The 14,310-nt window shown below is 42.2% G+C and carries 11 protein-coding genes and 1 pseudogene; 5 read left to right on the top strand and 7 right to left on the bottom strand.

Annotated features, from left to right (window positions below):
- The first annotated feature begins 138 nt into the window (after nucleotides 1–138).
- Nucleotides 139–1,710 (top strand): ATP-binding cassette domain-containing protein, encoded by a 1,572-nt coding sequence (locus ABWP91_RS12220; protein ID WP_353243516.1) that lies wholly within the window; start codon nucleotides 139–141, stop codon nucleotides 1,708–1,710.
- Between the two features lie 35 nt (nucleotides 1,711–1,745).
- Here ABWP91_RS12220 and ABWP91_RS12215 read toward each other — a convergent pair whose 3' ends face one another.
- The 3 genes from ABWP91_RS12215 to ABWP91_RS12205 are packed head-to-tail and all read right to left on the bottom strand — an operon-like array spanning nucleotide 1,746 to nucleotide 3,165.
- Complete coding sequence (locus tag ABWP91_RS12215; RefSeq protein ID WP_353243515.1) at nucleotides 1,746–2,270, bottom strand: DUF2569 family protein; 525 nt, start codon at nucleotides 2,268–2,270, stop codon at nucleotides 1,746–1,748.
- Nucleotides 2,271–2,633: a DUF488 domain-containing protein gene (locus tag ABWP91_RS12210; RefSeq protein WP_353243544.1), complete on the bottom strand. Its 363-nt coding sequence runs from the start codon at nucleotides 2,631–2,633 to the stop codon at nucleotides 2,271–2,273.
- Nucleotides 2,634–2,655: 22 nt separating this feature from the next.
- Nucleotides 2,656–3,165 carry a DUF2569 domain-containing protein gene (locus ABWP91_RS12205; protein ID WP_353243514.1) on the bottom strand — a complete coding sequence of 170 codons (510 nt, stop codon included), beginning with the start codon at nucleotides 3,163–3,165 and terminating at the stop codon, nucleotides 2,656–2,658.
- A 149-nt stretch (nucleotides 3,166–3,314) separates the two neighbouring features.
- Between ABWP91_RS12205 and ABWP91_RS12200 the strand changes: the two genes are divergently transcribed.
- Nucleotides 3,315–4,214 carry a DNA-3-methyladenine glycosylase family protein gene (locus ABWP91_RS12200; RefSeq protein ID WP_353243513.1) on the top strand — a complete coding sequence of 300 codons (900 nt, stop codon included), beginning with the start codon at nucleotides 3,315–3,317 and terminating at the stop codon, nucleotides 4,212–4,214.
- Between the two features lie 67 nt (nucleotides 4,215–4,281).
- On the opposite strand, the gene poxB is transcribed toward ABWP91_RS12200, so the two are convergent.
- Together poxB and ABWP91_RS12190 are read right to left on the bottom strand one after the other, a co-directional pair.
- Nucleotides 4,282–6,006 (bottom strand): ubiquinone-dependent pyruvate dehydrogenase, encoded by a 1,725-nt coding sequence (poxB, locus tag ABWP91_RS12195; RefSeq protein WP_353243512.1) that lies wholly within the window; start codon nucleotides 6,004–6,006, stop codon nucleotides 4,282–4,284.
- 340 nt (nucleotides 6,007–6,346) lie between these two features.
- Complete coding sequence (locus ABWP91_RS12190) at nucleotides 6,347–7,318, bottom strand: 3-oxoacyl-[acyl-carrier-protein] synthase III C-terminal domain-containing protein (protein ID WP_353243511.1); 972 nt, start codon at nucleotides 7,316–7,318, stop codon at nucleotides 6,347–6,349.
- A gap of 483 nt (nucleotides 7,319–7,801) precedes the next feature.
- Here ABWP91_RS12190 and proP point away from each other — a divergent pair, with 483 nt between their 5' ends.
- Genes proP through ABWP91_RS12175 form a run of 3 tightly spaced genes read left to right on the top strand, consistent with a single transcriptional unit; the run spans nucleotide 7,802 to nucleotide 11,149 of the window.
- A complete protein-coding gene (gene proP, locus ABWP91_RS12185; RefSeq protein ID WP_353243510.1) occupies nucleotides 7,802–9,304 on the top strand; it encodes a glycine betaine/L-proline transporter ProP in 1,503 nt (500 codons plus the stop codon).
- A 24-nt stretch (nucleotides 9,305–9,328) separates the two neighbouring features.
- On the top strand, nucleotides 9,329–10,777 hold the full coding sequence (gene phrB / locus ABWP91_RS12180; protein WP_353243509.1) for a deoxyribodipyrimidine photo-lyase: 1,449 nt from the start codon (nucleotides 9,329–9,331) through the stop codon (nucleotides 10,775–10,777).
- 60 nt (nucleotides 10,778–10,837) lie between these two features.
- Nucleotides 10,838–11,149 carry a monooxygenase gene (locus tag ABWP91_RS12175; RefSeq protein WP_353243508.1) on the top strand — a complete coding sequence of 104 codons (312 nt, stop codon included), beginning with the start codon at nucleotides 10,838–10,840 and terminating at the stop codon, nucleotides 11,147–11,149.
- A 4-nt stretch (nucleotides 11,150–11,153) separates the two neighbouring features.
- On the opposite strand, the pseudogene ABWP91_RS12170 reads toward ABWP91_RS12175, so the two are convergent.
- Both ABWP91_RS12170 and paaZ read right to left on the bottom strand, forming a co-directional pair.
- Nucleotides 11,154–11,921: pseudogene (locus ABWP91_RS12170) on the bottom strand (class I SAM-dependent methyltransferase); the annotation flags it as partial.
- A 92-nt stretch (nucleotides 11,922–12,013) separates the two neighbouring features.
- Nucleotides 12,014–14,077, bottom strand: a complete 2,064-nt coding sequence (paaZ, locus tag ABWP91_RS12165) for a phenylacetic acid degradation bifunctional protein PaaZ (RefSeq protein ID WP_353243507.1) — start codon at nucleotides 14,075–14,077, stop codon at nucleotides 12,014–12,016.
- Nucleotides 14,078–14,310 lie beyond the last annotated feature (233 nt).

Here is a 14,310-nt window from a genome sequence, read left to right as displayed (position 1 = left end):
TGAATTAAGCACTGCCAGAAAATATTTTCCAATACCACTTTGGTATTCATTTTTCTGTTCCTGGCAGGCAACGCTATTCATCGACGCTTCTTGATAAGTCAACGACGTTGTCTGCACCCTTTATTTTTGGAGGTGCCTATGACAATAGCGTGTCACTTTTCACAACTAAATATCGAATTTAACCAAACCGCCCTGTTCCCCCCTGTAAGCGGGACGTTATCTTGCCAAAAAAATGCCTTAATTGGCCATAATGGGCGAGGTAAATCGGTGCTCATGAAGCTGCTCGCTCAAGTTCTATCACCTACACAGGGAAATGTGCATTGGAATATGCCTTTTATCCATATTAATCAGCTCACCCGCTTAACCGGCGAAACGCTGATTGATGCTTTAGGTATTACGGAGCTGTATCATGCTTTTTCTCGCATTGAATCAGGTAATGGCTCACAGCGCGATTTTGAGCAAGTAGACGACAAATGGCATTTACCATCTCAATGGCAAAGTTTATTGGATTCCGCTCGGTTACCCATTTCGATGGACACCCCTATCACCCATCTTAGCGGTGGCGAACGTACACGCCTTGCCCTATGCCGTGCCTTTTTACAGCAAGATAGCTTCTTACTGCTTGATGAACCAGATAACCATTTGGATGCAACTAGCCGTCAGTGGCTAAGCCAAAAACTGACTGAGCACCGAGCTGGTAGCCTTGTTATCTCTCATAACCGAGCACTGTTAAATGAAATGGACACAATTTTTGAACTCACCGAGAAAGGCTTGCAAGAATACGGAGGGAACTATGGGTTATATGACACCCAGAAGAATTTCGAAATTGCCTCGATTGATGCTCAAGCTGAGCGTTTAGAAAAGCGTATTAACCAAGAGAAAAAGCAGCAACAAGCCACGTTACAAAAGGCCGCTCAGCGGAAAAAGCAGGGAGAAAAAATCCGTTATGGTGGTTCTCAATCCTTGTTGCTACTCGATATGCAGAAAAACCGTGCGGAAAAAAGGCAGTCTAATGTTGCTGAACGTCATCAACGAGTGATGGATAACTTGCAAGGCCAACAACAAGAAAACCAAGAAAAAATACACCATACCAAGCAGCAAAAAATGGTCATTGACTACCAGAGCGAGGGGAAAAAAGTGACTGTTTTCGCTTCAGATCTTTGCTTACCCTATGGCCATTTATCACCGCTGTCATTCACCATATACAGTGGGGAACATTGGCATATTCAAGGTGATAATGGTTGTGGCAAATCCACTTTACTTAAGATACTTGCAGGGCATCTCCACGCTCAATCAGGTGAATCTCGTTTAAGTGGTCGTTTTTGTTATTTAGATCAGCACTTAAATTTGCTCGATAAAACGCAACCTGTTGGCGAGGCGCTACATCAATATCAACCCTCATTTACTGTTGAGCAGTGGCGAACACAACTGGGAATGTTGCGGATTCGGGGTGATAAATCCTTATTACCACTACAACAACTAAGTGGCGGCGAACAGCTCAAAGCCACACTATTAGCACTGACCCATAGCCCGAACCCACCAGCGATTTTGTTACTCGACGAGCCAGATAACCATCTGGATTTAGAATCGAAGGAATTACTGGAGGATTTATTGAATAATTACCAAGGTACATTGCTACTGGTTTCCCATGATGACGTCTTTATTGAGCGCTGCAATATTACCCACACATTAAATCTTTCTAGTGAATAGAATTATGAGCCACCTTCAAGAAAGGCGGCTCATTTTTAGTGAATAAACGTGTTTTTGACGCGGTTAGAGACTAAAAGGTACGGTATCCATAACACACAATAGAAACTACCATTAATTGCAGTGATAACATTTGAGTAATTGATTTCCATGCCGAATGCATAAGGAAAGACAAAGCGAGAAACAAACACCATCAAGGTGTATAACAACATGGTTATGATAAACAACCACTTAGCACTTTTTTTCCATTTAACTGCCGCGATAAAATTCCACAATAGTAATGCAATGATTACCCCATAACCCGTTTGTAACAGGTAATAAGCCGTTGAAAACCCTGACACATAAAAGTCGGAATCAACCTGCGTAGCGAGCGGCCATACTGTTTTCACTTGGGAGACTTCCTGCATTAGCATCATGGCCATTTTATACAACATATAAAACAGCCCAATGACTGGCCAAATCAACCAACCCCCTAGCCCTTCAAGTGTTTTTTTCGGCGCAGGTTGTGGGACGACTTGAGCGGCTACCTGTTCTAATTGAACAGTGGATTGAGAATTCTCCATTTAACGAACCTTTTTATCCTGTATTTTTGCTTCAATGTATTCTTTGAGTACAATCGCTTGGTTATGTTCTGTGTTTTTTGCGCTATACAATAGCGTCAAGTTGCCTTTCTCCGCCTGCTCAACTAACGTTTTCCACGCCTGTGTACTATTCAATTCTTCGTGATATTGCTGCACAAATTGCTCGAATTGATCGGTATGTTGATGGAACCACTTACGTAGTTCGTTAGAGGGAGCGACCTCTTTGTTCCACTCATCACACTGTAAATCAGTTTTTTTAATCCCTCTGGGCCAGAGCCTATCGACCAAGACACGGTAGCCATCATTTTCAGTTGTTGTGTCATACACTCTTTTGCAATAAATCATCATGTCACCTCTATGACGGTATTTAATTCACAAAAGTATTTTTTACACGCTTAGAAACCAAAAAATACGGGATCCAAATTGCGCAGCCAATTAAAGCACGAAGAATGTCGCGAATATCTGATGCTTCAACCTCTAAATCTAATAATGTGCCTGCCAGTATAATATCTGAAACAGTCAACACTAAAGCAAATAGCTGGAAGAAAATGTAAATTTTAATCGTGAGTTTTTTCTTCGTAAAAAAGACATAACACAAGAAAAGCAGTAAAGCGTATAAAATCGCGTTCCCTAAAAGCTCAAAATAAATAAGCTCTTTAAACAAGGGAATAAATGTCTCGGATTGAGGGTTAGTTAGCTCATCCCAATACTCAATAACCTGAATATTTTGCCCGTAAATTGCAAATGGAAGAATAATAATGGATAGCACAATTCCCAACATGGGTAAAATTAGCCAACCACCAATCCCTGTTAATTCAGGTACAGACTTAGAAGGGATTGGAGGGTTATGAGATGAACTGCAATCTTCAGTTTTCATTTCACTTCCTTATTAAATATAAACGCCATGTCATTTACGAAATAATCAATCTCATTAAGATAACATACTTGTTCACGAAAATATGAGTTACCTAATGCGTGAATACACAATATATTGGGATTAAAGAAAAATCTTATAAGGTCATCATAATGCAAACATTTACTGTTAATTTACCGCTCCCACAACCTTATCGCTCTGATGATTTTTTTGCCTTTCATTTAAGAGACCAACAAAATGTGGCGGAGATTGTTGTCGATAATTGTTTGCAAAAAGGCCTAATTTGGCAAAACCACCCAGCCAAAATTCAGCTAGCGATTGAAAACCAACAAGCGACCGTTTCTTTGGATATTGATTCTTCCAATATTTCCCCAACTGAAACAGAAATCAGCACCCTTGGGAAACACTTATTGGGCTTACATCAACCCGTTAATGAATTTGAAACGCTCTACCTAACAGACCCAGTGCTTGGCCAACTTATTGAAAAGCAAAAGGGACTAAGGATTTACCAATCCTCTAACGCTTTCGAAGCCTTAGTTTGGGCAATTATTGGGCAACAAATTAGTGTTCATGCTGCTATCGCTATCCGTCGGCGGTTTATACAAGCTGTGGGCATACAGCACTCATCGGGGATTTGGTGCTTTCCTGACATCCAACAAGTGGATTTAGTCAGTGATGATACACTCCGACAAACGGGTTTTTCGCTAGGGAAAATTGTTGCTCTTAGAGCGCTTTGTGAAGCGATTAAAACCCAACAGATTGATTTATCAATGCAAGTGACCCATGACAATGCCGATGCGGTGACAGAGCAACTGCTGAAAATTAAAGGGATTGGCCCTTGGACGGTTAGTTATGCGCTCTTACGTGGCTTTAATTATCTCGATGGCTCTTTACATGGTGATGTGGCTGTAAGACGTAACTTGCAAACATTATTAGCCAGCCAAGAGCAGCCGACAGCGAAAGAAACAGAAAAATGGTTGATGCAATTTTCACCATGGCGAGCACTCGTTGCCGCCCACTTATGGCGTAGTCAATCAGCCGCAGGTTATTAAGTAGCCGTCTATAAAGAAGAAAAGCCCAATCAATTGATTGGGCTCCTAGTCTAACTAACAGCTCGAATTAGCGCAGCCAGTTAGTTTTCACCAATTGAACGACTTCATCACCGCGCCCACTCATAATGGCTTTCAACATGTACAAGCTAAAGCCTTTTGCTTCTTGCGCGGCAATTTCTGGCGGCATTGAAAGCTCTTGTTTTGCGGTTAAAACATCCACCACCACAGGGCCATCGTGGGCAAAGGCCTCTTTAAGTGCGCCGTCGAGATCTTCGCTTTTTTCAACTCGAATGCCTTTAATACCCGCTGCATTCGCAATCGCTGCAAAGTTCGGGTTCTGCAAATCGGTCCCGGCAGTTAAGAAACCTGCGACTTTCATTTCCATCGCCACAAAGCCCAGTACCCCATTGTTATGGATGATAATTTTAACCGGTAGTTGCATTTGAGAGAGAGAAATAAAATCCCCCATTAACATGCTGAACCCACCATCACCACACATGGCAACCACTTGGCGTTTTTTATCGACCGCTTGAGCACCAATGGCTTGTGGCATCGCATTTGCCATAGAGCCGTGATTAAATGAACCGATTAAACGACGTTTACCATTCATTTTCAAATAACGTGCGGCCCACACCGTTGGCGTACCTACATCACAAGTGAAAATTGCATCATCATCAGCCAGCTCACTAATTTTAGTTGCTAAGTACTGCGGATGGATTAATCCTTCATGACCCGGCTTTGCTAGGTCGTCTAACCCTTTACGCGCTTCCTCGTAGTGTTTCAACGCGCCCTCAAGGTGCTTATTATCTTGTTTAGTTTGTAGATGCGGCTGCAAAGCATCCAGAGTTGCTTTAATATCACCAATCAACCCCATATCGATATGGCAGTGAGAACCTAAGCTCCCTGCATTGATATCAATTTGAATAATTTTTGCATCATTTGGGTAGAAAGGGCGATATGGGAACTGTGTTCCAAGTAACACAACAGTGTCAGCATTCATCATTGCGTGGTAACCCGATGAAAAGCCGATTAAACCTGTCATCCCTACAGTGTAAGGGTTATCCCATTCAATATGTTCTTTACCTCGCAGTGCGTGAACAACGGGCGCTTTTAACGTTTCTGCCAGCTTGATCACTTCATCATGTGCGCCTGCACAGCCATTACCACAGAATAATGTAACATTTTTAGATTCATTCAGCACTTGTGCTAATTGTTCGATTTCTGAACGCTGTGGCATGATCAATGGCGCTTGTGGTTGATACCATGTGTCTTTAGCGGTCTCAGGTGCCTCTTTTAATGCAATATCCCCCGGAATGACAACAACAGATACCCCTTTGTTCAAGATTGCTTTGCGCATTGCAATGCCAAGCACTTGTTGAATTTGCTCTGGATTCGATACCATTTCGCAATAATGGCTACATTCACGAAATAACTCTGTTGGATGTGTTTCTTGGAAATAATTACTGCCAATTTCGCTTGACGGGATATGCGCCGCAATCGCCAATACCGGAACTCGGTTGCGATGGCAGTCATATAATCCATTGATAAGATGCATATTTCCTGGCCCACAAGAGCCTGCACAAACGGCTAACTGCCCTGTAAGCTGGGCCTCTGAGCCCGCAGCAAATGCAGCAACTTCCTCATGACGAGTGCCTAACCATTCAATTGCCCCTTGGCGGCGCAAACTGTCGGTTAAGCCATTCAATGAATCCCCAGTAACGCCCCAAATACGTTTAACACCTGCATTATCAAGCACTTTTGCAATATAGGATGCAACACTCTGTTTTTTCATAATGGCACTCTTCTCAGTCGGAGGTCATACATGCAATATTATTGTTTGCTAAAATACCACACGTACCCTTTTAGAAACCCAATAAAATTTATTTTCAATCTTATCGCATTCTCTGATTATCAAACTTATTTACAATCATTTATTTGATTGTAACCAAGTCAATTATCCATTCCTACTTATCAAACCCATTATAAAACAGAACGACACAATCCTCCGTTATTATCAAAAGAAGATGATAATAACGGAATAAATCAAGAGTTTATTTTCTATATAAATGACCAAAATAAGAATATCGCAAAATGACTGATATAATTATCTAATCAGTTTCCGAACGGCTACATTATACTTTCCACAATAAAACACTAGTTTGATAACCTGCACCTAATGACCAGAAAATAATAAAATCACCATCATGAAGTAGCCCTTTTTTTAAACGGTGTGCATAGGCAACAAATGGGCTATTTCCCCCCGTATAACCATACTCATCGCCAATATACTCAATATTACTCCAAGAAATATTCAATCCTTTTTTTATCTTTTCAATATTCACTTTTGATAGTTGAGAAAAGAAAAAACAGCGAATATCTTGTAATTTAAGGTGATGTTTTTCAAGTTGATATTTAATACCTTCGATAGCAAAGCCTAAACTTTGAATACCCGTAAAGTTATTCCAATAAAGCTTTTCTGTCTGCATATTTGTACAGTGAGAAACGCCATGACGAGGGAAAACAATGGTGTCCACAAACTGACTATCTGTAAAATAAATGCTATCAATTAACCCAGCACCTGAATTATCTTCAACTTTCTCTAAAACCATAGCAACAGCCGCATCTCCCATTAAGGCTTCAGGCATTAAATCATTTGGATTCGTAAAACGAGAAAAAAGATCAGCTGAAATAATTAATGCCTTACGATAAGCAGCTTTAGATTTTAACATCATGAATGCTTGCTCAAATATCGTTATCATTCCTAAACAGTTACTGTTCATATCAATGCATACACAACTATGCTTAATGTTTAATTCTTTATGTAAACGAATAGCATGAATTGGCGAAATACACTCAAGCGTTGTAGATGCAAAAAGAATAATATCAATATTCTCATCTTGAATAATAGGTTTAGCAGCCTTAATTGACATGGTTAAGACATTTTCATTTATCGACTCCGCAATATAACGTTTATTACGACCAAATGACGCTAACATTCTCTCTGTATTTTTTATTTCTGGATATTTCCCAATGAAATAATCATTCCCCCTAACTTTTGATGGGTGATAAACATTAATCGCAGATACTTTCACTGAAGTATTCATATCATTATCTCCTATACTCACAGAATATTTAGCATAGAAGAACTCAGAAAAAATAAAATCTAACCAGATGATTATTAATGATTTTATAGTTACACCAAAGAGTTATGAGCCTCGTATATTATCGACATAAATAACGGGTTGGTATAAATCTAACAATCTAAAATAAAACGCTAAAGAATCAGTTAACTCAGAATGAAAAGCCATCAATTTTACATTTTCAAGATTTTAATGTATCATAGGTGACCTGTTTGGTTATTTTCAGGTGGTTATTTTGCTTTACTTACAAAAGAATATTTCCTATTTTGCCCTCTATTCCCGCTGTATCGCCCCTTTATTTAGCGTCACTATAAATACTTAATACTTATCAAATACTCATACAGCGTCTATTCTAAATAATAAGATTTTTACGTTATTAAAGTATGAAAATCCACACCTTAAATGCGATTGATCTGGTTATTGAAATTCAAATAAGAGGATGGTTTTATGAAGTTCAAAAAGAAAAAAGAAAAACCCTTAAATATTAATGACATTACAATCATTGATGATGGTAAATTAAAAAAAGCAATTACTGCTGCTTCACTGGGTAATGCGATGGAATGGTTTGACTTTGGTGTATACGGCTTTTTAGCCTACGTCTTAGGTCAGGTTTTCTTTCCGGACGCATCACCGAGCGTTCAGATGATTGCTGCACTAGCAACATTCTCCGTTCCCTTCTTAGTTAGGCCATTAGGGGGGGTGGTATTTGGTATCTTAGGCGATAAATATGGCCGACAAAAAGTGTTGTCGATGACCATTATTATTATGGCGATAAGTACCTTCTGTATTGGTCTCATCCCATCTTATGAAAGCATTGGTATCTGGGCACCCATTTTGTTATTGGTTGCCAAATTAGCGCAAGGCTTCTCTGTGGGCGGTGAATATTCAGGAGCTGCAATCTTTGTTGCCGAGTATTCCCCCGACCGTAAACGTGGTTTTATGGGGAGCTGGTTAGACTTCGGTTCTATTGCGGGCTTCGTGCTGGGTGCTGGCGTGGTTGTCCTGATTTCCAGTATTGTTGGGGAGGCGAACTTCCATGATTGGGGTTGGAGAATTCCATTCTTCTTAGCCTTACCTTTAGGGATCATTGGGTTATATCTACGTCATTCCCTTGAAGAAACACCCGCTTTCCAACAGCACATTGAATCACTGGAAAAACAAGATAAAGCCAATATTCAAAATCCGCCAAAAGTTTCTGTGCGCGAAGTGGTATCTAAATATTGGAAAAGCTTATTAATTTGTGTTGGCTTAGTCATTGCAACTAACGTCACGTATTACATGCTGCTGACTTACATGCCAAGTTATTTATCACATAACCTGAATTATTCAACTGACCATGGTGTGCTAATTATTATCGCCATTATGATTGGGATGCTGTTTGTTCAGCCTGTAATTGGCTTAACCAGTGACAAAATTGGCCGTCGTCCGTTTGTCATCATTGGTAGTGTTGGTTTAGTATTCTTGGCTTACCCTGCTTTTATGCTAATTAACAGCGGCTCAGTTGGGTTAATTTTTGTTGGGTTACTGATCCTAGCGGTATTGCTGAACTGTTTTACTGGGGTCATGGCATCAATTTTACCCGCGATTTTTCCAACACATATTCGTTATAGTGCCTTAGCCATCGCCTTTAATATTTCGGTATTAATTGCAGGTGCGACACCAACTGTTGCAGCATGGTTAGTTGAATCCACCACGGATTTATATATGCCAGCCTATTACTTGATGGTGATTGCATTGATTGGTTTATACACGGGTATTCGTATGCCAGAAACAGCAAACAAGCCATTACGTGGTGCGACGCCAGCGGCATCGGATAAAGCAGAAGCGAAGGAAATCTTAAGTGAGCACTTTGACAATATTGAGCAAAAAGTCGAAGATATTGAGCAACAAATTGCTGAACTTGAGAAAAAACGCCAGTCGTTAATTAATCAGCACCCTAAATTGGATTAACATCACAACGCGAGGAGGAAAGCGATGGCAGCGAAGCAGGTTTGTCATCTTATTTGGTTTCGTCATGATTTACGCGTTACCGATAATAAAGCGCTTTCCTCGGCCTGCGCTGACCCGCAGGCCAATGTTATTGCCCTCTACACCGCAACACCAGAGCAATGGCAACAACATGATGTTTCTGCGCGGCAAATCGCTTTTATTCACCAAAACCTCGTCGAATTACAACGCTCCCTTGCCCAGCTAGGCATTCCACTTATTTGCCATACCGCCGCACATTTTGCCGATGCTGCTACATGGGTACTGGATTACGCCAAAGAACAGCAGGCCGATGCCCTGTTTTTCAATCGGCAGTATGAATGGAATGAAAAAAAACGCGATGAATGGCTGATAGAACACGCACCACCAATGCATATCCACGCTTTTGATGATGCGTTGTTACTCCCTCCAGGCGCAGTCACTAACCAAAAAGGCGAAATGTACCAAGTTTATACCCCGTTCCGCCGTGCTTTTCTCACTCAACTCACCGTCACTGGCTGCCGTTCATTACGCGCCCCTGACAAACGTTCAAAGCCATTAAATATTGAAAAAAATCTATCGCTATTTCCTCATGAGCATCAAGAAATCGGGCAATCTTTTCCTGCGGGCGAACAAGCCGCTTTAAAGCAGCTCAGGCAGTTCTGTGCTAAAAAAGTTGCAGATTACCAACACGATAGGGATTTTCCCGCCATTGATGGTACCAGCCAGTTATCGCCGTATCTCGCCATTGGGGCGCTATCACCTCGCCAGTGCTTCAATCGCTTACAAGCTGAAAATCTACAGGTTCTTGACTACCCTGATAGCGGCGCTTTCACTTGGTTAAATGAATTAATTTGGCGTGAATTTTATACTCACCTTTTAGTGGCCTTTCCTCACTTGTGCCGCCACCAGCCGTTTATTCAATGGACGCAATATATTCATTGGAATGATTCACCTACCGATTTTGAAGCATGGAAAAGCGGGAAAACGGGTTACCCAATTGTTGATGCGGCCATGCGGCAGCTGAATAACACTGGCTGGATGCATAATCGGTTACGGATGATTGTGGCAAGCTTCTTAGTGAAGGATTTACTCATCGATTGGCGAAAAGGGGAAAAATACTTTATGACCCAACTCATTGATGGAAGTTTAGCGGCCAATAACGGCGGTTGGCAATGGTCAGCCTCTACAGGTGTGGATGCCTCCCCTTGGTTTCGCATTTTCAACCCCACCACACAAGGGAAAAAGTTTGATGCACAAGGCACGTTTATCCGCCATTGGCTCCCTGAATTAAGTGATGTCCCTGATAAACACATCCATACCCCACACGAATGGGCAGAAGAAAACAATATAGCCATTGATTACCCGAAGCCTATTGTCGACCACAAACAAGCGCGTTTAAACACGCTAGAAGCGTTTGAAGCAGGTAAACGCAATAGTCTTAAATACGATAAATAGCAAAGTTATTATTTGTGTTAAGGGGTATTATGCAGGCCTAATGATAAGGAGATGCAATCGATGAGCGTAATTTTACAGGTAGACTTCCCATACCAAGGCCCATGGGGCGAAGAAATGACTGCGGCAATGAATGATTTGGCTGAGTCAATCAACCAAGAACCCGGTTTTATCTGGAAAATTTGGACTGAAAACCAACAAACCCAAATGGCGGGCGGTGTTTACCTGTTTGCTTCCGAACAAGAGGCAAAAGCTTACTTAGCCAAACATAGCGCGCGTTTAAAAGCCTTTGGTGTGCCTGATGTCAGGGGTGAAATTTTTGCAGTGAATACCGCGCTCAGCCAACTCAACCAAGCGCAGTTTATTGCAAAATAAGGGCTTATTGGCGATGAAATTCAAACAGCATTACATCAGAGGTAAATGAACCGTCTGCTTGTACTGCAAAATGCTGTTTTGCTTCATCGCTCAGTGTATTTTGGAATTGACGAATAGCCTCAACCAATGGTTGTGGCGTTCGCATCCGCTCGACCCAACTGGTAAACTCAAGGGGTAAGCGAAAGCTTTGCACTGCACTAACAAATAGCCCTGCATTATTAAACATCCCAGACCATTCCCCTGCGGAATAATCACAAATATGCGACGTATCCCTTAGTACTTCAACGGTTTGCAGGTAAATATCCAATAATGGATGGCCTGGCGAGACGACATCGATAAAAATACCTTTTCCACCGACTTTCAGCACACGGTGAACCTCACGCAGCGCTTTTTCAACATCATGCCAATGGTGCGCAGAATAGCGGCTAATCACCCAATCAAAATGATTGTCCGCAAACGGTAATTGCTCTGCCGTGCCTTTGCAAGTCGTTATATTGGTTAACTGGCGCTCCTGCGCACTCTTCGCCACAACACTCAGCATCGAGTCAGACAAATCATATGCAGTGACCGATTTCACCTGTGGCGCCGCACAAAAACTCGCATGCCCTGCACCACAACCGAGATCAAGGATGCTTTCATCCTGACAACCCTGTAGCCGCTGCTGCAAGGCGAGTAAGTCCTCACCTTGGGCATGGACTGCACTGGTTAAATAGGCGTTGGCTTGCTCATCAAATTGTTGATAAACCGCTTGATGGTGCGTTTTCATCTCTGTTTCCTTACATTCTGTTGGTCATTTCCCCATCACAACAGAAAATGATTGAAAAAGCACCTATTTGTTCACCACAAATTTATAGCAATTATTGATTAATGGAAGTCCCCTTGACGACGTTCCACCAGCGTCAAAATGCTATAAAGCGCTACAGCTGTATCATCTTGGTTAAAGACTTGCACATCCCATTCAACGACACCATTCGGTTTATCTTCTGCGATTTTTTGGGTTTTTTTAATTTTTTTCTTGCACGTTAGGCGAACTTGAATGGTATCACCGATTTTGACAGGCTCAATAAAACGCAAGTTTTCCATCCCATAATTCGCGATAACAGGGCCAACGCCTGCATCAACAAATAAGCCTGCCGCCGCTGAAACCACAAAATAACCGTGTGCGATGCGCTCACCAAATAAGGATTGCGCCGCGCCGATTTTATCCACGTGAACATAGAAATTATCACCACTCAGGCAAGCGAAATTTGCAATATCTGCTTCTGTCACAGTGCGCCTTGCGGTGAGCAAGGTATCGCCAATCACTAAATCTTCGAAATATTTTCTAAAAGGATGAACAACATCGGCAACGGTATCTGCACCACGGAGCCATTGCTGGTTAATGGCGGTTAACATTGATGGGCTCCCCTGAATGGCTGTGCGCTGCATATAATGCTTCACCGCTCTCAACCCACCAAGCTCCTCCCCACCGCCTGCACGCCCTGGCCCACCATGTACTAAAAGAGGTAATGGCGAACCATGCCCTGTGGACTCTGTTGCTGATGCTTCGTTTAGCACCAACATGCGTCCATGTGCTCGCGCACTCGCACGGATCACAGATTGAGCCACTTGCGCATCCGCTGTCACTAATGTGCCTGCAAGGCTACCGCCCCCTAAAATGGCGAGCTGCACCGCTTGCTCAAGGTTTTCGTAACTCATCAGTGTGGAAACGGGGCCAAAAGCCTCAGTTTCATGAACAGCTAAAGATTTAAAGGGTTCCGCGCAATATAATAAGGTAGGTGGGTAAAAAGCTCCGTTTTGGCTATCCGCACCAATGACATCTAATTGTTCGAACTGCCCACCGCAGAGCACCTCACAACCATTGCTACGCAGATAATCCACTTTAGCTTGCACATCTTGCCGTTGCTCTAAATTAATTAACGCCCCCATACGAACCCCATCAACCGCAGGGTCACCCATTGTGGTACCTGATAAGCGTTTGAGTAGTGCTTGTTTAACATTTTCTAGTTGATTTTTCGGCACGATAATACGGCGGATTGCCGTACATTTCTGCCCCGCTTTCGCGGTCATTTCGCGAGTAATTTCTTTAATAAACAAGGCAAATTCAGGCTGTCCTGGTTGGACGTCATTACCTAAAATTGCACAGTTCAGCGAGTCGGCCTCCATAGTAAAAGGCACTGATTTCTCAATAATTCGGGGGTGCGATTTAAGCTTTTGCCCTGTTGAGGCAGATCCTGTGAACGTTACCACATCCTCAAAATCAAGGTAATCAAACATATCCCCAACACCGCCACAAACTAGCTGAATAGCCCCTTCAGGGACAAGGCCGCTATCGGTCATCAATTTCACCATTGCTTGGGTAACTTGGGCTGATGCCGTTGCGGGTTTGATGATGGCTGGCATACCCGCTAACCATGTAGGAGCTAGCTTTTCTAACATTCCCCAGCACGGAAAGTTAAAAGCGTTAATATGCAAAGCCACGCCACGGCGGGATGTCAAAATATGGTGGCCAATAAATTGCCCCTGTTTAGACAAGGGAATCATATCGCCTTCAGGCCAAATAGTGTCATCGGGAAGCTCTCTACTTGCTAACCCTGAATAGGCGAACAACGTCCCGATCCCCCCTTCAATATCCACCCAGCTATCTGCTTTTGTTGCCCCAGTTTGCGCAGAAATCGCATAGAGCTCGGCTTTATGTTCCAACAAATACTTGGCAACCGCTTTTAACATCTGGCCCCGCTGCTGAAATGTCATCTCAGACAACGTTTTGCCCCCCACATTCCGCCCATAGGCCAAGCTCTCGGATAACGGGAGCCCTTCTGTTGTCACTGCATATAAAGCTTGGTTAGTAAGTGCATGGTAAATCGTCCGCTCCTTACCCTTACCCTGTACCCACTTCCCCATAATGTAACTTGTTAAATGCTGCATATCCGTCTCCAGAAACAAAGGCAATAAACAAAATTGATAATTAAATATGTATCATAAAAACAATCATAGATGCTAATTTAAATTTAACAAATTAAGAACAAATGCGTTATAAACCTGTCTATCCATTAAATCCACATAAAAAAAGGTATTTTTATCACCTTGATTTAATTAAGCTTAGTTTAAAACCTTGTGAAGCTCATCGCAAAACCAAGTTAATGAATATTGATATTTTT

The sequence above is a fragment of the Providencia sp. genome, from assembly GCF_040396775.1.
Classification (GTDB): domain Bacteria; phylum Pseudomonadota; class Gammaproteobacteria; order Enterobacterales; family Enterobacteriaceae; genus Providencia.
Note: the sequence above shows the minus strand (reverse complement) of the source record. Positions and strands in the feature narration are given on the sequence as shown.